This is a genomic window from Halomonas aestuarii (assembly GCF_001886615.1).
In the GTDB taxonomy this organism is placed as follows: domain Bacteria; phylum Pseudomonadota; class Gammaproteobacteria; order Pseudomonadales; family Halomonadaceae; genus Halomonas; species Halomonas aestuarii.
In genome coordinates this window covers 347,874-366,990 of the sequence record NZ_CP018139.1, presented here as the reverse complement: position 1 = coordinate 366,990, position 19,117 = coordinate 347,874, and the positions used below count along the sequence as shown (strand labels likewise).

At 69.8% G+C, this 19,117-nt stretch carries 21 protein-coding genes; 19 read left to right on the top strand and 2 right to left on the bottom strand.

Annotation, left to right across the window (positions count from 1 at the left end):
• The first annotated feature begins 12 nt into the window (after nt 1-12).
• From BOX17_RS01635 to murB, 4 genes are read left to right on the top strand one after another with little or no spacing between them, the layout of a single operon-like run.
• Entirely contained in the window at nt 13-222 is a 210-nt protein-coding gene (locus BOX17_RS01635; RefSeq protein ID WP_071941756.1) for a Trm112 family protein, read from the top strand.
• On the top strand, nt 222-1,010 hold the full coding sequence (gene kdsB / locus BOX17_RS01630; RefSeq protein ID WP_071941755.1) for a 3-deoxy-manno-octulosonate cytidylyltransferase: 789 nt from the start codon (nt 222-224) through the stop codon (nt 1,008-1,010). Before BOX17_RS01635 ends, kdsB begins: the two co-directional genes overlap by 1 nt.
• Complete coding sequence (locus BOX17_RS01625; RefSeq protein WP_071941754.1) at nt 1,010-1,486, top strand: low molecular weight protein-tyrosine-phosphatase; 477 nt, start codon at nt 1,010-1,012, stop codon at nt 1,484-1,486. The genes kdsB and BOX17_RS01625 overlap by 1 nt, the downstream gene beginning before the upstream one ends.
• Nucleotides 1,483-2,496, top strand: coding sequence for a UDP-N-acetylmuramate dehydrogenase (murB, locus tag BOX17_RS01620; protein WP_071941753.1), 1,014 nt, complete (start codon nt 1,483-1,485; stop codon nt 2,494-2,496). Before BOX17_RS01625 ends, murB begins: the two co-directional genes overlap by 4 nt.
• Before the next feature lie 108 nt (nt 2,497-2,604).
• Here the strand turns inward: murB and rne are convergent, their stop codons facing one another.
• Nucleotides 2,605-5,796, bottom strand: coding sequence for a ribonuclease E (gene rne / locus BOX17_RS01615; protein WP_071941752.1), 3,192 nt, complete (start codon nt 5,794-5,796; stop codon nt 2,605-2,607).
• Between the two features lie 563 nt (nt 5,797-6,359).
• On the opposite strand from rne, the gene BOX17_RS01610 reads away from it, so the two are divergent.
• From BOX17_RS01610 to BOX17_RS01600, 3 genes are read left to right on the top strand one after another with little or no spacing between them, the layout of a single operon-like run.
• Complete coding sequence (locus tag BOX17_RS01610) at nt 6,360-7,307, top strand: RluA family pseudouridine synthase (RefSeq protein WP_071941751.1); 948 nt, start codon at nt 6,360-6,362, stop codon at nt 7,305-7,307.
• A gap of 11 nt (nt 7,308-7,318) precedes the next feature.
• Nucleotides 7,319-7,969, top strand: a complete 651-nt coding sequence (locus BOX17_RS01605; RefSeq protein ID WP_071941750.1) for an HAD family hydrolase — start codon at nt 7,319-7,321, stop codon at nt 7,967-7,969.
• Between the two features lie 22 nt (nt 7,970-7,991).
• A complete protein-coding gene (locus BOX17_RS01600) occupies nt 7,992-9,074 on the top strand; it encodes a S49 family peptidase (protein WP_071941749.1) in 1,083 nt (360 codons plus the stop codon).
• A gap of 16 nt (nt 9,075-9,090) precedes the next feature.
• On the opposite strand, the gene BOX17_RS01595 is transcribed toward BOX17_RS01600, so the two are convergent.
• The gene (locus tag BOX17_RS01595) at nt 9,091-9,672 is read right to left on the bottom strand and encodes a Maf family protein (protein ID WP_071941748.1); all 582 of its coding nucleotides are present in this window, start codon (nt 9,670-9,672) and stop codon (nt 9,091-9,093) included.
• Nucleotides 9,673-9,799: 127 nt separating this feature from the next.
• Here BOX17_RS01595 and BOX17_RS01590 point away from each other — a divergent pair, with 127 nt between their 5' ends.
• From BOX17_RS01590 to BOX17_RS01535, 12 genes are all read left to right on the top strand, one after another.
• Nucleotides 9,800-10,327: a YceD family protein gene (locus tag BOX17_RS01590; RefSeq protein ID WP_071941747.1), complete on the top strand. Its 528-nt coding sequence runs from the start codon at nt 9,800-9,802 to the stop codon at nt 10,325-10,327.
• Nucleotides 10,328-10,359: 32 nt separating this feature from the next.
• The gene (gene rpmF, locus BOX17_RS01585; protein ID WP_071941746.1) at nt 10,360-10,530 is read left to right on the top strand and encodes a 50S ribosomal protein L32; all 171 of its coding nucleotides are present in this window, start codon (nt 10,360-10,362) and stop codon (nt 10,528-10,530) included.
• Between the two features lie 37 nt (nt 10,531-10,567).
• Nucleotides 10,568-11,689: a phosphate acyltransferase PlsX gene (gene plsX, locus BOX17_RS01580; RefSeq protein ID WP_083582037.1), complete on the top strand. Its 1,122-nt coding sequence runs from the start codon at nt 10,568-10,570 to the stop codon at nt 11,687-11,689.
• Between the two features lie 5 nt (nt 11,690-11,694).
• Complete coding sequence (gene fabD / locus BOX17_RS01575) at nt 11,695-12,648, top strand: ACP S-malonyltransferase (RefSeq protein ID WP_071941745.1); 954 nt, start codon at nt 11,695-11,697, stop codon at nt 12,646-12,648.
• 48 nt (nt 12,649-12,696) lie between these two features.
• Complete coding sequence (fabG, locus tag BOX17_RS01570; protein ID WP_071941744.1) at nt 12,697-13,440, top strand: 3-oxoacyl-ACP reductase FabG; 744 nt, start codon at nt 12,697-12,699, stop codon at nt 13,438-13,440.
• A 132-nt stretch (nt 13,441-13,572) separates the two neighbouring features.
• Nucleotides 13,573-13,806, top strand: coding sequence for an acyl carrier protein (gene acpP / locus BOX17_RS01565; protein WP_008956801.1), 234 nt, complete (start codon nt 13,573-13,575; stop codon nt 13,804-13,806).
• A gap of 199 nt (nt 13,807-14,005) precedes the next feature.
• Nucleotides 14,006-15,244, top strand: a complete 1,239-nt coding sequence (gene fabF / locus BOX17_RS01560) for a beta-ketoacyl-ACP synthase II (protein WP_071946547.1) — start codon at nt 14,006-14,008, stop codon at nt 15,242-15,244.
• 15 nt (nt 15,245-15,259) lie between these two features.
• On the top strand, nt 15,260-16,081 hold the full coding sequence (pabC, locus tag BOX17_RS01555) for an aminodeoxychorismate lyase (protein ID WP_071941743.1): 822 nt from the start codon (nt 15,260-15,262) through the stop codon (nt 16,079-16,081).
• 12 nt (nt 16,082-16,093) lie between these two features.
• Complete coding sequence (gene mltG, locus BOX17_RS01550) at nt 16,094-17,098, top strand: endolytic transglycosylase MltG (RefSeq protein ID WP_071941742.1); 1,005 nt, start codon at nt 16,094-16,096, stop codon at nt 17,096-17,098.
• Between the two features lie 19 nt (nt 17,099-17,117).
• Nucleotides 17,118-17,771: a dTMP kinase gene (gene tmk, locus BOX17_RS01545; RefSeq protein WP_071941741.1), complete on the top strand. Its 654-nt coding sequence runs from the start codon at nt 17,118-17,120 to the stop codon at nt 17,769-17,771.
• Nucleotides 17,762-18,763, top strand: a complete 1,002-nt coding sequence (locus tag BOX17_RS01540; RefSeq protein WP_071941740.1) for a DNA polymerase III subunit delta' — start codon at nt 17,762-17,764, stop codon at nt 18,761-18,763. The genes tmk and BOX17_RS01540 overlap by 10 nt, the downstream gene beginning before the upstream one ends.
• A 13-nt stretch (nt 18,764-18,776) precedes the next feature.
• Nucleotides 18,777-19,112, top strand: coding sequence for a PilZ domain-containing protein (locus BOX17_RS01535; protein WP_071941739.1), 336 nt, complete (start codon nt 18,777-18,779; stop codon nt 19,110-19,112).
• Nucleotides 19,113-19,117: the final 5 nt, after the last annotated feature.

The following is a 19,117-nucleotide window of genomic DNA, read 5'->3' as shown; positions in this document are numbered from 1 at the left end:
CGAGGGGGAGTCATGGACAAGGAACTGCTGGCAATGCTGGTCTGCCCGCTGTGCAAGGGCAAGCTGAAGTACAACCGCGAGGCCGCGGAACTCGAGTGCCGTTACGATGGCCTCGCCTATCCGATCCGCGACGGCATCCCGGTGATGCTGCCGGAGGAGGCCCGGGCGATGGGGGTCGACGAGACGCTGCACGACTCCCCGGGACGCACGGGGGAGGCGTGATGTCCGGCGCCGATTCCTTCATCGCGGTCATTCCCGCGCGCCACGCCTCCTCGCGTTTGCCCGGCAAGCCGTTGGCCGACATCGCGGGCGAACCCATGGTGGCCCATGTCTGGCGTCGCGCCGGCGAGAGCGGCGCCGCTCGGGTCGTGGTGGCCACCGACGACGAGCGGATCCGCGACGCCCTCGCGCCCTTCGGGGCCGAAGTGGTGATGACACGGGCCGACCATCCCTCCGGCACCGATCGCCTGGCCGAGGTGGCCGAGCGACTGGGACTGGCCGATGATGCCGTGCTGGTCAACGTGCAGGGCGACGAGCCGCTGATTCCGCCGGTGCTGATCGACCAGGTCGCCACCCGGCTGTTCGATGATCCCGAGGCGTCCATCGCCACCCTGGCCGAGCCGATCAGCGACGTCGAGACGCTCTTCAACCCCAATGCGGTGAAGGTGGTGCGCGCCCTCTCCGGGCGTGCCCTCTACTTCTCGAGGGCGCCCATCCCCTGGGATCGGGACGCCTTTTCCCGTCGTCCCGAGCTGCTCGAGACCGATGCCTGGCTGCGGCACATCGGCCTGTACGCCTATCGGGCGAGTTTCCTCGCCGATTATCGTGACTGGCCCCCGTCGCCGCTGGAGCGGCTCGAACAGCTCGAGCAGCTGCGGGCCCTGCACCATGGCCATGCCATCCAGGTCGCCCTGGCCCGGGTGCCGCATCCGGCGGGGGTGGATACCGAGGAGGATCTGGTGCGGGTTCGCGAGATACTCGATGAACGAGGCCACCGAGGAGGTTCCTGATGCGCGTGCTCTTCGTCTGTCTGGGCAACATCTGCCGGTCGCCCACCGCGGAAGGGGTCTTCCGTGATCACCTCGCCCAGGCCGGCCTCGCCGATCGGGTCGAGGTCGACTCCTGTGGCGTCGGGTCCTGGCACGTGGGCAAGGCGCCGGATGCCCGCGCACGGGAGGCCGCCGCCCGGCGCGGCATCGACCTCAGCGGCCTGCGGGCCCGGCAGCTCGCCGGCGAGGATTTCGAGCGGTTCGACTACGTGCTCGCCATGGACCACGACAACCTCGCCGCCATCGAGGCCCTGCGCCCCGACGGCAGCGACGCGGTCACGGGGCTCTTCCTCGCCTTCGCCGGCCTGCCCGATCGTGCCGTGCCGGACCCCTACTACGGAGGCGAGGAGGGCTTCGAGACGGTGCTGGACCTGATCGAGGCGGCCTCCCGGGGCCTGGTGGCCGAGATCGCGTCGCGCCTGGAGACCGGACATTGAGCCTGGTGCTCCAGTCTGACCACGACCTTTCCCGGGCCAATACGCTGGGGCTGCCCTGCGTGGCCGAGCGCTATTGCGCACCGGCCACCCTGGACGCGCTGCTCGAGGCGCTGGACCTGGCGCAGCGGCGACATTGGTCCCTGACGGTACTGGGCGGCGGCAGCAACCTGATCCTGCCCGAGCGGCTGCGGGGACTGGTGGTCCAGCCGGCCATGCGGCGCTGGTGGCTGGAAGAGCAGGGCGAATCCGTGCTGGTGCATGCCGAGGCGGCGATGGGGTGGCACGAGCTGGTGATGACCCTGGCGAGCCTGGGCCTCTGGGGCACCGAGAACCTGGCGCTGATCCCCGGCCACTGCGGGGCGGCGCCGATCCAGAACATCGGCGCCTACGGCGTCGAGCTGAGCGACGTTCTCGAGGCGGTCCACCTGGTGCACCTCGACGACGGCCGGGAGGCGGTGCTGACGGCCGCCGATTGCGCCTTCGGCTACCGGGCCAGCGTCTTCAAGGGAGCCCTGGACGGCCGGGTGGTCATCACCCGGCTGGTGCTGCGACTCTCACGCACGCCGCGCCCCCGGCTGGGCTATGGGGACCTGGCGCGACGTCTCGATGCCGAGCCGTCGGCGCTGGCGGTGGCCCAGGCGGTCTGCGCGATCCGTCGCGAGAAGTTGCCCGACCCGGAGGTGCTGGGCAATGCCGGCAGCTTCTTCAAGAACCCCCTGGTCAGTGGCGAGCATGCCCGCCGACTGCTGGCGGATCACCCTGCCATGCCGCACTTTCCCCAGCCAGACGGTCGGGTCAAGCTGGCGGCCGGCTGGCTGATCGATCGCTCTGGCCTGAAGGGGTGGCGCGAAGGCCACTTCGGCGTGCACGATCGCCAGGCGCTGGTGCTGGTGCACTTCGGGGGCGGCAGCGCCGATGAGCTCCTGGCCTTCGCCGGCGAGGTGGCCGCACGGGTGCGCGAGTGTTTCGGCGTGATCCTGGAACGAGAGCCTCGGATGGCCCACGAGTAGAAGGGAGCCGGCGCGCTCTGTCGTGCCGATGAACGTCCTGACAGACGACAACGCCCGCAGCCATGGCTGCGGGCGTTGTCGTTGAGGCGGGCAGGGCAGGGGCCTGGGTTATCCCTGCTTGCCCTCCTGGGCCTTGGCTTCTTGCTCGCGCCGGCGGATTTCGCGCGGATCGTTATGCGCGCGACGACGACCCCGGCGGCGTGACGCCTTGGTGGCGGGCTTCTGCTCGGGCTTGGCCTGGTCTGGCTGCTTGGCCTCGGCCTGCTGCTCGGGCTTGGCCGGTTCCGGTTGCTTCGCCTCGGCGGGCTTCTGCTCTGGCTTGGCCTGCTCCGGCTGCTTGGCCTCGGACTTCGGCTGCTCGGGCTTGGCCGGTTCCGACTTCTTGGCCTCGGCGGGCTTCTGCTCGGGCTTGGCCTGGTCTGGCTGCTTGGCCTCGGCCTGCTGCTCGGGCTTGGCCGGTTCCGGTTGCTTCGCCTCGGCGGGCTTCTGCTCGGGCTTTGCCTGCTCCGGCTGCTTGGCCTCGGACTTCGGCTGCTCGGGCTTGGCCTGGTCCGGCTGCTTGGCCTCGGCGGGCTTCTGCTCGGGCTTGGCCGGTTCCGGCGTCTTGGCCTCGGCGGGCTTCTGCTCGGGCTTGGCCGGTTCCGGCTGCTTGGCCTCGGCAGGCTTCTGCTCGGGCTTGGCCGGTTCCGGCTGCTTGGCCTCGGCGGGCTTCTGCTCGGGCTTGGCCTGATCCGCCTGCTTGGCCTCGGCGGGCTTCTGCTCGGGCTTGGCCTGATCCGCCTGCTTGGCCTCTGCCTTCGGCTGCTCGGGCTTGGCCTGCTCGGGCTTCTTGGCCTCAACCGGCGGCTGCTCGGACTTGGCCGGTTCCGGCTGCTTGGCCTCGGCGGGCTTCTGCTCGGGCTTGGCCTCGGTCGGCTGCTCGGACTTGGCCGGCTCCGGCTTCTCGGCCTCGGCCGTTACCTGCTCTTCGGCCTGGGGCGCGTCGGCGGCTTCCGCCTGGAGACGCTGCTGCTCGGCCTCGGCCTTGGGATTGATGGCATGCTTGCGGGTGCGGTTGCGCGGGTTGTTGCGGGTCCGCTTCGGCTTGCCATCGTCGACCGGCTCGGTGGTCGTGGGCTTGTCGGCGCGCTTCTCGCTCGGCTTGTCGGCCGCCTTCTCGGCAGGCTTGTCGCTCGGCTTCTGGCGGCGCGAGTCCTCACGGGGCTTCTGGTCGCGGGGCTTCTCGTCACGGGGTTTGTCGTCGCGAGCCCTGGACGGCTCCTGCTGGCGCGGTGCCTGGCGGTTGTCGTCCTGGCGACCGCGACCGCGTCCGCCCCGATTTCCCCGGTTGTCCCGGCCATCGCCGCTGGCGGCCTTGCCGTCACCGCGACCTCCGTCCTGGGCGCCCGATCCGCGACGCTCGTCACTGCGCGGTCGGCGCTGGCGACCGCCCTGGCCTCCGCGCTCGTCGTCACGCTGGGCGGATTTGCGCGCGTCCTGGTTGCCACGCGACTCGCCGCCGCGGGCGGCCGGAGCCTTCTGCTGGCCAGCCGGGGCCTCGTCGCCGCCGAGCAGCTTGGCCAGGCCCTTGACCAGGCGACCCAGCACGCCGGCCTCGGGCTCGGCGGCCGGCTGTGCGGGTGCCCTGGTGGCGGCGGCCGGCGCGGCGGGAGGCGGCGTCGAGGCCTCCTCCTTCTGCAGGGAGTCGGGCGCCGGCTCGTGGTGGATCACCGTCTTGACGGCGGCCTCGGCGCGCTGGACGGGCTTGCCGAAGGCGGCCTCCGGCTCCTTGCCCACCTCGGTATCGGTGGGGAGCTCGAAGCTGGAGAGGTTGGTAGTGCCTTCCTCGTCCACGTGGTCGTCGCGCAGCCGCTGCACGTCGTAGTGGGGCGTATCCATGTCGGGGTTGGGCAGCATCACCACGCGAACCCCCTGGCGACGCTCGATCTCGGCCAGCACGGCACGCTTCTCGTTGAGCAGGTAGGTGGCCACCGGCACCGGCAGGATCGCGCGGATCTGGGCGCTGCGCTCCTTCATGGCCTCTTCCTCGATCAGGCGCATGATGGAGAGCGAGATGGAGCGCACGTCGCGGATGGTGCCCTGGCCGTCGCAGCGCGGGCAGACAACGCCGCTGGTCTCGCCCAGCGACGGGCGCAGGCGCTGGCGGGACATTTCCATCAGGCCGAACCGCGAGATGCGGCCGATCTGCACCCGGGCGCGATCGAGCTTGAGGGCGTCGCGCATGCGGTTCTCGACCTCACGCTGGTTGCGCGCCGGACTCATGTCGATGAAGTCGATGACCACCAGGCCGCCGATGTCACGCAGGCGCAGCTGGCGGGCGATCTCGTCGGCGGCCTCGCTGTTGGTCTGCAGCGCGGTCTCCTCGATGTCGCTGCCGCGGGTGGCGCGCGCCGAGTTGATGTCGATGGAGACCAGCGCCTCGGTATGGTCGATGACGATGGACCCGCCGGACGGCAGCTTGACCTCACGCTCGTAGGCGGTCTCGATCTGCGATTCGATCTGGAAGCGCGAAAAGAGCGGGACCTCGTCGACGTAGAGCTTGATCTTCTGCTGGTAGGAGGGCATCACCTGGCGGATGAAGGCCAGCGCCTCCTGGTGGACCTCTTCGCTGTCGATCAGCACCTCGCCGATGTCCTGGCGCAGGTAGTCGCGCATGGCGCGGATGATGACGTTGGACTCGCGGTAGATCAGGAAGGGCGCCGGGCGCTTGCCGGCCTCCTCGGTGATCGATTCCCACACCTGGACCAAGTAGTCGAGGTCCCACTGCAGCTCCTCGGGGGAGCGACCGATGCCGGCGGTGCGCACGATCATGCCCATCTTGTCGGGCACGGTCAGCTGGCCCATGGCCTCCTTGAGCTGGCTGCGCTCCTCGCCCTCGATGCGCCGCGAGATGCCGCCGGCGCGCGGGTTGTTGGGCATCAGCACCAGGAAGCGGCCGGCCAGGCTGATGAAGGTGGTCAGCGCCGCCCCCTTGTTGCCGCGCTCCTCCTTGTCGACCTGGACGATGACTTCCTGACCTTCCTTGAGCACTTCCTTGATGCTGGGGCGCCCGGAGGGCTCCTTCAGGAAGTAGTCGCGAGAGACCTCCTTTAGGGGGAGGAAACCGTGGCGTTCGGCACCGAAGTCGACGAAGGCGGCTTCGAGGGAGGGTTCGACGCGGGTGATCTTGCCGCGGTAGATGTTGGCTTTCTTCTGTTCCCGGGCCCCGGACTCGATGTCCAGGTCGTAGAGGCGTTGTCCATCGACCAGCGCGACGCGCAGCTCTTCCGGCTGGGTCGCATTGATGAGCATCCGTTTCATGTCGTCTCGCAAATATGGACGTGCCGGATGGCGGTCAACGACGGAGGCGAACCGCTGGCTGCAGCGTGCCTGTGCTCAGCGCATGTCGCGGATGCGGTATAGCGCCCGGCCGTCCCGGAGCATCCTTGCACGATGGATCCGACACGGCATGATCATGTTGAGTACGGGGCGGTGGCAGGACATGTCTCGGTGGGGTGTCGTCCATCCGGTCCTGCGGTCACCGCCAACACCTGGCATTCATCGATTCGCCAACGCCGGCCTCCGGCACGTTGTTGTACGTATCCCTGGATCTCCGGTCGTGCCTCGGGAGCGCGACCGGAGCCGGGCGTGGCGTGTTATCGCTTGCTTGTCGGCGGCGGGACCTCGGATTGGCGAGGATCGTCGCGGCCTGATCTATTCGCTCTGGCCTGCGTGTCTGTCGTGCAGGCGCCTTGGCGGGTCAACATGACCCATTCAAGCGAGTTGGCAATATACCAGTAAAGGGGGTGGCCAGCAATTGACGCAGGATGCAGCGCACTGCGGTAGAATGCGCCTTTCACGCGGTTATCCAGTGGAGTGGCGGCATGGCGGAAGGGCGCGACGTGCAGTGGGTGGAAGTGACCGAGGGCCAGGTCGGCCAGCGGGTCGACAACTTCCTGTTGACGCGCATGAAGGGAGCGCCTCGGGCGCTGATCTACCGCATCGTGCGCAAGGGCGAGGTGCGGGTGAACAAGAAGCGGGTCAAGGCCGATACGCGCCTGGCGCTGGGCGACCTCGTCCGGATCCCTCCGCTTCGCCTGACGCCCCGCGAGGCGGTGCGCGAGGTGAGCGACAACCTGCGCAACCTGCTGGCCGGCAGCGTGCTGGTGGAAGGGCGCGACTGGCTGGTGATCAACAAGCCCTCGGGGCTGGCCGTGCATGGGGGGAGCGGGGTCAAGATCGGCCTGATCGAGGCCCTGCGTCAGGTCCGCGAGGACCTTGACTTCCTGGAGCTGGTGCACCGTCTGGACCGTGACACGTCCGGCTGCCTGCTGCTGGCCAAGTCGCGCCCGGCGCTGCTGGCGCTCAACGAGTTGCTCAAGCAGCACCGGATGGACAAGCAGTACCTGGCCCTGGTGGCCGGGCGCTGGCCGGCGCGCCGGGACTTCGTCAGCGCCCGTCTCGACCGCTTCGAGCTGGGCAACGGCGAGCGGCGAGTACGGGTCGATGCGGCCGGCAAGGTGGCCCGCACCCGCTTCGCGGTGCGCGAGACCTTCGACCGGGTCACCCTGGTCGAGGCGGAGCCGGTCACCGGCCGGACCCACCAGATCCGCGTCCACGCGGCCCATGCCGGCCATCCGCTGCTGGGCGACGACAAGTACGGCAGCCGCGAGAGCCAGCGGCTGGCGGCCGGGTTCGGCCTGTCGCGGCTCTTCCTGCATGCCGCCTCCCTGACCTTTCCCGAGCCCACCAGTGGCCGCCCCGTGCAGATCAAGGCGCCCCTGCCCGACGACCTCGAAGCGGTGCTCGCCCGGGCTCGCCAATCCCGCTGACAGGAGACCTCATGCGCTACCGACTGGCCATCTTCGACTGGGATGGCACCCTGATGGACTCCATCGCTCGAATCGTCTCCTGCATGCAGGCGGCGTCCCGCGATGCCGGCTGGGGCGAGCTCGAGGCGGAGGCGGTTCGCAACATCATCGGTCTCGGGCTGCCCGAGGCCATTGCCGCCCTCTGTCCCGGGATCGATGCCGAGCGCGCCGAGCTGCTCAGGGCGCGTTATGCCCACTATTTCGTCGAAGGGGACGCGACCCCCATGGTCTTCTATCCGGGGGTCGAGGCGGGGATCGCGCGGCTGCGGGGCCGGGAAGGCCAGCGCCTGGCCGTGGCCACCGGCAAGAGTCGCCGCGGCCTGGATCGCATCTTCCGCGAGAGCGGCAGCGGCGGCTGGTTCCATGCCAGCCGAACCGCCGACGAGACCCTCTCCAAGCCGCACCCCCGCATGCTCGAGGAGCTCCTCGCCGAGCTCGGGGTCGAGGCCGGCGAGGCGGTGATGATCGGCGATACCGCCTATGACCTGGAGATGGCCAGGGCGCTGGACATGGACCGGGTCGCCGTGACCTGGGGGGTGCATGCCCCGGACCGGCTGGCCGCCAGCCGGCCGGTGTTCACCGCCGAGACGGTGCCCGACCTCTTCGACTGGCTGCACGGCTAGCCCACCAAGGAATCGGAATGTCATGAGCGATGACGACAAGCGAGACGACCGCTGGACGCGAGGTCCCGAGCTGACCCCGGAGGAGGCGCGGCGGATGCGCCGGGCGGCGCGGGACGAGGCCGCGACGCCAGGCGACGAGGACGCCGAGACCCTGCGCGAGCGCCAGCGCCTGGCCCAGCTGGAGATGATGGACCGCTGGATCGGCGGGGTGCTGGCCGAACAGCGGCGATCGCGGCGCTGGAAGCTGTTCTTCCGCTTCTTCTTCGCCCTGCTGATCCTTGGCTCCCTGTCCACGACCTTCTACGGGCTCTTCATCGCCCCCGGGGCCGGGGCCCCCGACACGCCGCACCTGGGGGTCGTCGAGGTGAAGGGCGTGATCGACAGCGACTCGCCGGCCAGCGCCGAGCGCATCATCCAGGGGCTCGAGCGGGCCTGGAAGGCCGACAGGGCCGAGGCGGTGGTGCTGCACGTCAACAGTCCCGGCGGCAGCCCCGTCCAGTCGCAACGCATCTTCGATGCGGTGATGCGCCTTCGCGATGCCGGCGACAAGCCGATCATCGCGGTGATCGAGGATATCGGGGCCAGCGGTGCCTACTATATCGCGGCCGCGGCCGACGAGATCGTCGCCGCCCGGGCCAGCCTGGTGGGATCGATCGGGGTGATCCATGCGGGGTTCGGCTTCGAGGAGGCCATCGGGCGCTTCGGGGTGGAGCGGCGGGTCTTCACCGCCGGGAAGAACAAGGCCTTCCTCGACCCCTTCTCCGACATCGCCCCGTCCCAGCGCGAGTTCTGGCAGGAGGTGCTGGCTACCACCCACCGGCAGTTCATCGGCGACGTCAGGAAGGGGCGAGGGGAGCGTCTGGTCGACGACGAGCGGCTCTTCAGCGGACTGATCTGGAGTGGCGAGCAGGCCCTGGACCTTGGCCTGGTGGACGGGCTGGGCAGCCTCGATACCCTGGCGCGGCGCTTCGACGGTGCGCGATTGCAGGACTACACGCCGCGCCTGGATCCCCTGGAGCGGCTCTCCCGGCAGTTCGGCCGGGTCGCCGCCGAGTGGCTGGGGGCCTCCTCCGGGGCCTCGCCGGTGCGCTACCAGTTGCCTTGATCGCCGGCGGCCGGGGCTAGCCCAGCGGGTCCAGGCCGGCCTCCCGCAGCATCTCGCAGAGCCGGATCAGCGGCAGGCCGACCAGGGTGTTGGGGTCGTCTCCCTCGAGTCGCTCGAACAGCGCGATGCCCAGGCCCTCCATGCGGAAGCTGCCGGCGGAGTCGAGCGGCTTCTCCCGCGCCACATAGGTCGCGATCTCCGCCTCGCCGAGGCGGCGGAACACCACGTCGTAGGTCTCGTGGCAGACGCGGTGATGGCCGCGCCCCGTGTCGATCAGCGCCAGGCCTGTGAGAAAGCGCACCCTATGGCCGGAGAAGCGGGCCAGCTGGGCACGGGCCCTGGCCTCGTCGCCGGGCTTGCCGAGGATCTCGCCCTCGAAGAGCGCCACCTGGTCGGAGCCGATGATCAGGTGGTCGGGCCAGCGCTCCGCCAGCCGTTCGGCCTTGGCCAGGGCCAGGCGATGTACCAGGGCCTCGGGGGCCTCGCCGGGGTGGGGTGTCTCGTCGATATCCGGGCTCTCCCAAGTAAAGGGGAGGTCGAGGCGGTCGAGCAACTGGCGGCGCCAGCGAGAGCCCGAGGCGAGGATCAGACGGGGCATGGGGGTCCTCCGCAAGGTGTCGAGTGGGGTGGATGGGCGAGCGCGGCGCGGCCGCCGCCTGCCCAGTGTAACCCGGGGCGATGGCGGCTTTGACAGGGGAGGGGGGAGTGCCTATCATTGCGCGCCTATGTTGACCACACGACTCCCCGGCAGGGTCGAGCCCTACAAGCTCGCGGCCCGTGCCGAACACCTGGAAGGCCTGGTGGCCCTGGCCGATCTGGCCCGACTCGAAGAGGAAGTCGGCGCCCAGATCGGCGATGGCCAGGTGTGGCTGGATTTCGCCATCGATCCCCAGGGGCGCCGGGAGATTCGCGGCCACCTGGAGGCCGAGCTTCAGTTGCCGTGCCGGCGCTGTCTCCAGCCCATGGCGCAGCACGTCGAGAGCGACTTCCGGCTGGGGATGGTCACCAGTGACGACCTGGCCGCCGAGCTGCCGAGCACCCACGAGCCGGTGCTGGTGGAGAACGAACAGCTGAACCTGCTGGCGGTGGTCGAGGATGAGCTCATCCTCAGCCTGCCCCAGGTGGTTTACCACGACGAGGCCGAGTGTCCGGTCTCGCGCGACCAGCTGAACAGCGGGGAGGCGACCGACGCGTCGGCCGACACCCCAGCAAGCCCTTTCGATGTGCTGCGGCAGATCAAGGGAAAACTCTGATACATCCTCGTTTCACTCTGGAGTGACAACCCATGGCAGTTCAACAGAACCGTAAGACTCGTTCCAAGCGCGGCATGCGTCGCAGCCACGACGCCCTGAGCGCGTCTGCCCTGTCCCAGGACAAGGAAACCGGCACCACCCACCTGCGTCACCACGTGGCGCCGGACGGCTTCTACCGCGGCCGCAAGGTCGTCGACGCCTGAGGCGATGACGACCGGGTGGTAATGGCAGGCCGTTGAGATGCGGATCGCCATCGATGCGATGGGCGGGGACCTCGGTCCCCGCCCCGCCGTCATGGGGTCCGCCGAAGCGGTCCTTGCCGACCCCGATCTCGAGCTGAGGCTGTTCGGCCCCGCCGAGCGGCTGAAGGACGAGATCTCCCGCCTGCCGCGGCCGCTGGCCGCGGCGGCGTCGCGTCTGCAGGTCAGCGACGCGCCGGGGGTGGTCGAGCAGGCGCAGCGACCTCGCGAGGCGCTGCGACACGGGGCCGACACCAGCATGGCCAGGATGCTCGACTGCATCGCCGACGGTGACGCCCAAGCCGGGGTCAGCGCCGGCAATACCGGGGCCCTGATGGCCCTGGCGCGCCGCGCGCTGGGCACGGTGGCGGGCATCCCGCGGCCGGCCATCAGCACCGCCATTCCCACCCGGGATCGGGGGCGCTGCTACCTGCTCGACCTGGGCGCCAACGTCGAGGCGAGTGCCGCGCGGCTCATCGACTTCGCCCTGATGGGAGAGGTCATGGCGCGTCATGTGGACGGCCTGGAAGCGCCGCGGGTGGCTCTGCTCAACGTCGGCGTCGAGGGCACCAAGGGCACCAACAGCGTGCGGGCCGCGGATGCCTGGCTGCGTCGGCATCCCGGCATCGCCTACCTTGGCTACGTGGAGGGGGACGGGATCTTCAGCGGCGCCGCGGACGTGGTGGTCTGCGACGGCTTCGTCGGCAACGCCGTGCTCAAGGCCAGCGAGGGCCTGGCGCGGTTGCTGGTGGAACGGGTGCAGGCGACCTTCGAGGCCCACTGGAGCAGCCGGCTGGTGGGGCTGCTGGCCCGTCCGGCGCTGCGGCGCCTCAAGGGCGAACTCGACCCCGTCCGCTACAATGGGGCCAGCCTGCTCGGCCTTTCCGGCATCGTGGTCAAGAGCCACGGCGGTGCCGACGCGATGGGGTTCCGCTTCGCGGTCCAGCGGGCGGTGAACGAGGTGAGCCATGACCTGCCGAGCCGCCTGGCCGCCGAACTGGACCATCGCCGGTCCTCTGTCGATTCGGCCGACGTCGGCCGAGTCGAGAGCGGATCCGGGCCAGAGGGGCCCATCCTGCCGGGCGCGACCGGCGTCGACGACAGTCAACAAGCGCAAAGGTGATCGACATGACACAATCCCTTGCCCTCATCTTTCCCGGGCAGGGCTCGCAGCAGATCGGCATGCTGCGCGAGCTGGCAGAGCGCTACAGCGTGGTGCGCACCACCTTCGAGGAGGCCTCCGACGCCCTGGGCTACGACCTCTGGCAGGTGGTCCAGGAGGGGCCGGCCGAGTCGCTGAATGCCACGGCCTGCACCCAGCCGGCGCTGCTCACCTCCAGCGTCGCCGTCTGGCGCGTCTGGCAGGAGCTGGAGGGGCCGCGGCCCGGCGCCATGGCCGGCCACAGCCTGGGCGAGTACAGTGCCCTGGTGTGCGCTGGCGCCCTGACCTTCGCCGAGGGCGTGCGACTGGTGAAACTGCGTGGCGAGGCGATGCAGGCGGCGGTTCCCGCGGGCGAGGGCGCCATGGCGGCGATTCTCGGCCTGGACGATGCCGCCGTCGAGCAGGCCTGCGTCGACGCAGCCGACGGCGACGTGGTTGCCGCGGTCAACTACAATGCCCCGGGGCAGGTGGTGATCGCCGGCAGCAGGGCCGCCGTCGACCGTGCCATCGTGGCGTGCCAGGAGGCCGGGGCGAAGCGTGCCATGCCGCTGCCGGTCTCGGTGCCGTCCCACTGTGACCTGATGCGTCCGGCCGCCGAGCGCCTGGCCGCGGCCATGGAGGAGATCGAGCTGCGCTCGCCGCGATACACGGTCTACCAGAACGTCGATGCCCAGGCCCATGCCGATGTTTCGACCCTGCGCACCCGGCTGGTCGAGCAGCTCTATCAGCCGGTACGCTGGACCTCCTGCATCGAGGCGATGACCGGCAAGGGGGCCGAAGTGTTCATCGAGTGCGGGCCGGGCAAGGTGCTCACCGGGCTCAACAAGCGAATTGCACGGGGCAGCAAGGGGCTGGCGGTCAACGATCCGGACAGCCTCTCCGCGGCCCTCGAACTGGCCAGGGAAGCCGCCGGCCAGTGACCGTCGGCCAATGGCCGATCCATCTCTCGGACGTAGACGGAAGAGACCATGACAACCGAGCGTAGAGTCGCCCTGATCACCGGGGCCAGTCGCGGCATCGGCCGCGCCATCGCCCACGAGCTGGGCCGCCAGGGTCGCATCGTGATCGGCACCGCCACCAGCGATGCCGGTGCCGAGCGGATCGGCGCCGACCTCGCCGAGGCGGGCATCGAAGGGGCAGGCCGCAAGCTGGACGTCACCGACCAGGCCAGCGTCGATGCCCTGGTCAAGGCGGTCACCGACGAGTTTGGTGCCCCCACCATCCTGGTCAACAACGCCGGGATTACCCGCGACAACCTGCTGATGCGCATGAAGGAGGACGAGTGGGATTCGGTGATCGACACCAACCTCAAGTCCGTCTATCGCGTCAGCAAGGCCTGCCTGCGCGGCATGACCCGGGCCCGCTTCGGGCGCATCGTCTCGATCAGCTCGGTGGTGGCCACCATGGGCAACCTGGGGCAGACCAACTATGCCGCCGCCAAGGCGGGCATGGAAGGTTTCACCCGAGCCCTGGCCCGTGAGGTCGCCTCGCGCGCCATCACCGTCAATGCGGTGGCACCCGGCTTCATCGCCACCGACATGACGGAGTCGCTTCCGGAAGAGCAGCACAAGATGCTGCTCGGCCAGATTCCCCTTTCACGGCTCGGTGAGCCCGAAGAGATCGCGGCAGCGGTGGGCTTTCTGACCGGCGAGACGTCGGGCTACATCACCGGCGAGACCCTGCATGTCAACGGTGGCATGAACATGCGTTGAAGCCTCCGGGGGGAGGCGGTTGCGCCGACCTCGGGGCGTCTATAAACTACCCCGCAGCTTCCGGCTAGCGGGATCTGGAACTTTAACGGCTGGTTTCCGAACGGCCAATGTGAACGACTGGAGTACGTCATAATGAGCACCATCGAAGAGCGCGTGAAGAAGGTTGTAGCCGAGCGTCTGAACGTCAAGGAAGAAGACATCCAGAACTCCTCTTCCTTCACCGAGGATCTCGGCGCCGATTCCCTGGATACCGTCGAGCTGGTGATGGCGCTCGAAGAGGAGTTCGACACCGAGATTCCCGACGAGGAAGCCGAGAAGATCACCACCGTTCAGGAAGCCATCGACTACGTCAACGCCCACCAGTAAGGTGGCGGTCGATACCGCTTGCTGAGGCGTCCGGGGCCGTGGCCCCGTGGAGAGCCGTCCTGCTGTGGCAGGACGGCTCTCGTGCTATGTGCGACAGGAGCTTGCCGAGCCCGCACAGGTCGGGGAGACTCGGGTATAATGCGCGCAATGACGACCCCGGAGCGGGGTCGTGTCACCAAGGTTGTCTGGAGGAATGCTGATGGCTCGTAGAAGGGTTGTGGTGACCGGGCTCGGTCTGGTCACGCCGGTGGGGAATACCGTCAAGGAGAGCTGGGCCAGCATTCTGGCCGGCAAGAGCGGTGTCACTCCCATCGAACACTTCGATGTCAGCGCCTTCAACACGCGCTTCGGCGGGTCGGTGAAGGATTTCGACATCAGTCCGTATCTCAATCCGAAGGAAGCCCGCAAGATGGACCTGTTCATCCAGTACGGGATGGCGGCGGGCGCCCAGGCGATCGCCGATGCGGGCATCGAGTGCACCGAGGAGAACGCCGATCGCATCGGGGTGGCCATCGGCTCCGGGATCGGCGGTCTGCCGATGATCGAGCACAACCACAATGCCCTGCTCAAGGGCGGGGCGCGGCGGATCTCGCCGTTCTTCGTGCCGGGCTCGATCATCAACATGATCTCCGGCAACCTGGCGATCCAGCATGGTTTCCGCGGCCCCAACATCGCGATCACTACGGCCTGCACCACCGGGACCCACAACATCGGCTACAGCGCCCGCACCATCGCCTACGGCGATGCCGACGTGATGGTCTGCGGCGGTGCCGAGATGGCGACCACGCCCCTGGGCCTCGGGGGCTTCTCGGCAGCCCGGGCGCTCTCCACCCGCAACGATGACCCTGAAGCGGCGAGCCGCCCCTGGGATCGTGACCGTGATGGCTTCGTGCTCTCCGACGGCGCCGGCGTGGTCGTGCTCGAGGAGTACGAGCAGGCGAAGGCCCGCGGGGCGACCATCTATGCCGAGCTCACCGGCTTCGGCATGAGCGATGATGCCTACCACATGACGGCGCCGCCGGAAGATGGCCGCGGGGCCGCCCGGTCTATGCGCAACGCCATCCAGGATGCCGGCATCGATCCCTCGGCCGTCGACTACATCAATGCCCACGGCACCTCCACCGCGGCCGGCGACCTCGCCGAGAGCCGTGCCGTCGAGAAGGTGATGGGCGAGGCCGCCAAGTCGGTCGCGGTGAGCTCCACCAAGTCGATGATCGGTCACCTGCTGGGCGCCGCCGGTGCCGTGGAGGCGGTGTTCAGCGTGCTGGCGATCCGCGATCAGGTGGCACCGCCGACGATCAACCTGGACACCCCCCAGGAGGGCTGCAACCTCGACTACGTGCCGCACACCGCTCGCGAGATGAAGATCGACGTCAGCCTCTCGAACTCCTTCGGTTTCGGCGGCACCAACGGCACACTGGTCTTCAGCAGGGTGTGAGCCCGGGGGAGCGTCGTGACGGCTGAGGCGGCGGAGGACGGCTGGCCATTCGAGGACCGTGGCGTCGCCTACGGGGATGGCCTCTTCGAGACCGTACTGGTGCGCGATGGTCGCCCCCTGCTGTGGGAGGAGCACTTGGCGCGCCTGGCTCGAGGCTGCCGGGGGCTGGGGATTCCCCGTCCGGACCCGGCCCGGCTGGCGCGACCGCTGGCCGAGGCCCCCGAGGGGCTCTCGGTCCTCAAGCTGATGCTGACCCGGGGCAGCGGCGGTCGCGGCTATGCGCCCCCCGATCCCCCCGAGCCCCGACTGCGCTGGCGACTGGCGCCGTTCATGCCCAGCCCGCCACGTTGGCGCCAGGGGGTGCGGGTGCGCCACTGCCGGCTGCGGCTGGGCATCCAGCCGGCCCTGGCCGGGATCAAGCACCTGAATCGACTCGAGAACGTACTGGCCCGGGCCGAGTGGGCGGATGCCGACACGGCGGAGGGCCTGCTCTGCGACAGCGAGGGGCGTCTGGTGGAGGCCACCTGCATGAACCTCTTCTGGCAGCGCAACGGCCTGCTGGAGACCCCGCGGCTCGATCGCTGCGGCGTGGCCGGCACCCTGCGGGCGGCCCTGCTCGAGCGGCTGCCGATCCGCGAGGTGGACGCCTTCCCCGAGGCCCTGGAGCGGGTCGAGGCCCTGTGGCTGGGCAACTCGCTGCAGGGCCTCTGGCCTGTGGTCAGGCTGGACGATGCACGGGGCAGGGCATTGCAGCGCTGGACCCTCGGGCAGGACCATCGCCGCCTGCAGGCCGAGGCCCATGATGTGCTGGGCTATCCGACCCGGCTTGATGACTGAACGAGGAACCGCATGCTGCGTCTGGTGAAGATCCTGCTGGTCCTGGTCGTGCTGGCGGCCGTGGCGCTCCTGGCCGGCCACCGTTACTGGCAGTCGCGACTCGCGGCCCCGATCGCGGTCGAGGAGCCGACCCTCTACGAGGTGCCGGCCGGCGCCGGCTTCCATCGCGTGGTCGGCGAGCTGGCCGAGCGCGGCGTCCTGGCCGACGAGTGGGCCTTCCGCCTGCTGGTCCGCCTGGAGCCCGAGAGCCTGCCCGCCCTGCGCCCGGGGGAGTACCGGCTGATGCCCGGCATGAGCGGCCGGGAGCTGCTGGCCCTGCTGGGCAGCCACGAGGTCGTCACCTATCCGCTGACCATTCCCGAGGGCTGGACCTTCCACCAGATGCGCGAGGCGCTCGATGCCGCGCCCAAGCTGGACCATCGCACCGCCGGGCTCAGTGACGCCGAGGTGATGGCGCTGCTCGACCGGGACGAGCGCCACCCCGAGGGCTGGTTCTTCCCCGACACCTATCGCTACCACAAGGGGCTGAGCGACCTGGAGATCCTGCGCCAGGCCCTGGAGCGCATGGAGGCCACCCTGGACAGCGTCTGGGAGACCCGCGACGAGGACCTGCCCCTGGAGGACGCCTACGAGGCGCTGATCCTGGCCTCGCTGGTCGAGCGCGAGACCGGCGCTCCCGAGGAGCGGCCCCGTATCGCCGGCGTGTTCACGCGCCGCCTGGAGCGCGGCATGCGCCTGCAGACCGACCCCACCGTGATCTACGGCATGGGCGAGCGCTTCGAGGGCAACATCACGCGGGCCGACCTGCGCGAGCCGACGCCCTACAACACCTATGTGATCGAGGGGCTGCCGCCGACACCGATCGCCCTGCCGGGACGGGCCGCCCTGGAAGCCGCCGTTCAACCGGCCGAGGGCGAGTCGCTCTACTTCGTGGCGCGGGGCGACGGCACCCATCACTTCTCGCGCACCCTTCGCGAGCACAACAACGCGGTGAACCGGTATATCCGCAATCGCTGACCATGGAGCGGCATCCCACATGACCGAGCGCGGACGATTCATCACCCTGGAAGGCGGTGAAGGCGTGGGGAAATCCACCAACCTCGCCCTGGTGGTCGGCCACCTCCGGGCCTGCGGGCACGAGGTGGTGGCGACCCGGGAGCCCGGCGGCACCCCTCGGGCCGAGGACATCCGTCGGCTGCTGCTGGACCCCGGCGAGGAGGAACCCCTCGACCCGGATGCCGAGCTGCTGCTGGTGTTCGCCGCCCGGGCCCAGCATCTCGCCCGCGTGGTACGACCGGCCTTGGCGCGTGGCGCCTGGGTGGTCTGCGACCGCTTCACCGACGCCACCTATGCCTACCAGGGCGGCGGACGGGGGATCGAGGCCTCGCGCATCGCGGCCCTCGAGACCTTCGTCCAGCAGGGCCTCGAGCCCGACCTCACGCTGCTGCTGGACATGCCCATGGCCGCCGCCCAGCGGCGCCTCGACGGGCGCCTCCGGGGGCAGGGCGCGGCGCGCGACCGCTTCGAGAGCGAGCGCGCCGAGTTCTTCGAGGCGGTGCGCCAGGCTTACCTCGCCCGAGCCGCCTCGGCCCCCGAGCGCATGGTGGTGATCGACGCCGGTGCCGACCTCGATGAGGTCAAGGCCGAGCTGCTGGCCCGTCTGGACGAGCGGATGGCGACATGGCAATGACCCCCGTCGAGGTGCCGCGCCCGCTTCCCTGGCTGATGCCGCGCTGGCGCGAGCTGGTCAGGCTGGCCGAGGCCGGCCGACTGCCCCATGCCCTGTTGATCTCGGGAGCCCACGGCATCGGCAAGCACTCCCTGGCCGAGGCGCTGGTGGCACGCACCCTCTGCGCCTCGCCGGGCGACACCGCCTGTGGCCGCTGCCATGCCTGCCACATGCTGGCCTCGGGCTACCACCCGGACCTGCTGCGGGTGGCGCCGGAGGAGGGCAAGCGGCAGATCCGCATCGCGCCGGTCCGCGAGGTCAATGGCTTCGTCGCCCAGACCGCCCAGCAGGGCGGCTACCGGGTGATCGTGATCACGCCGGCCGAGGCCATGAACGTGGCGGCCTCCAACGCGCTGCTCAAGAGCCTCGAGGAGCCGGGCGGCCGGACCCTCTTCGTGCTGCTCTCCGACATCCCGTCGCGGCTGCTGCCCACTATCCGCTCGCGCTGCCAGCACTGGAGCCTGGCCGTGCCCGACGAGGCCGACTGCCGCCCCTGGCTGGCCGAGCGCCTGGGGGGCGAGGAGGAGGCCCGCTTCTGGTTCCGGGCCGCGGGGGGGCTGCCCCTGCGGGCCCTGGAGCTGGCGGAGCCGGCCTCCCGGGCGCTGCGTCAGCAGCTGGTCGATACCTTCGAGGCCCTGGTGCGGGGGGCCGAGCCGGTGGCCGAGGCGGCCCGCCTGGATCGCCAGTCCATCGACGCCATCCTGTGGTACGGTATCTCCTGGCTGGAGGACCTGATCCGCCTGGGGCTCTCGGGGGACACCACCGAGCTTCGCAACCCCGACCTGCTGGTGCTTTATCGCCAGGCGGTCAAGAATGCCAGGGTACGCGACTGGTTCCGCCTGCTGGATTACGCCCGCGAGCAGCGACGCATGCTGGCCCAGGGCGGCAACCCCAATCCCCAGCTGGCCCTCGAGGCCTGGCTGGTCCGCTGGTCCACGCTGCTGCGCTCTTGAGAATGGAGGCACCATGGCCGCACAGAAAGCGCTCTCCCTGACGATCCAGGATGTCCCGACCCTGCTCTCGGCCTACATGCCGGTGCTCGAGCGCGGCGGCATCTTCGTGCCCACCCGCGAACGCTACGAACTGGGGCAGGAGGTCTTCCTGCTGCTCATGCTGCCCGGCGACGAGGAGCGGGTGCCGGTCACCGGCCAGGTGGTCTGGGTCTCGCCCGAGGGCGTGGCCGGCCGCCGGGTCCCCGGTATCGGCATCCACTTCAGCGCCGAGGACCAGGCCGTGCGCGACCGCATCGAGACCCTGCTGGCCGGCCAGCTGGACAAGGGCGCCCCGACCTACACCCTCTGACGCTC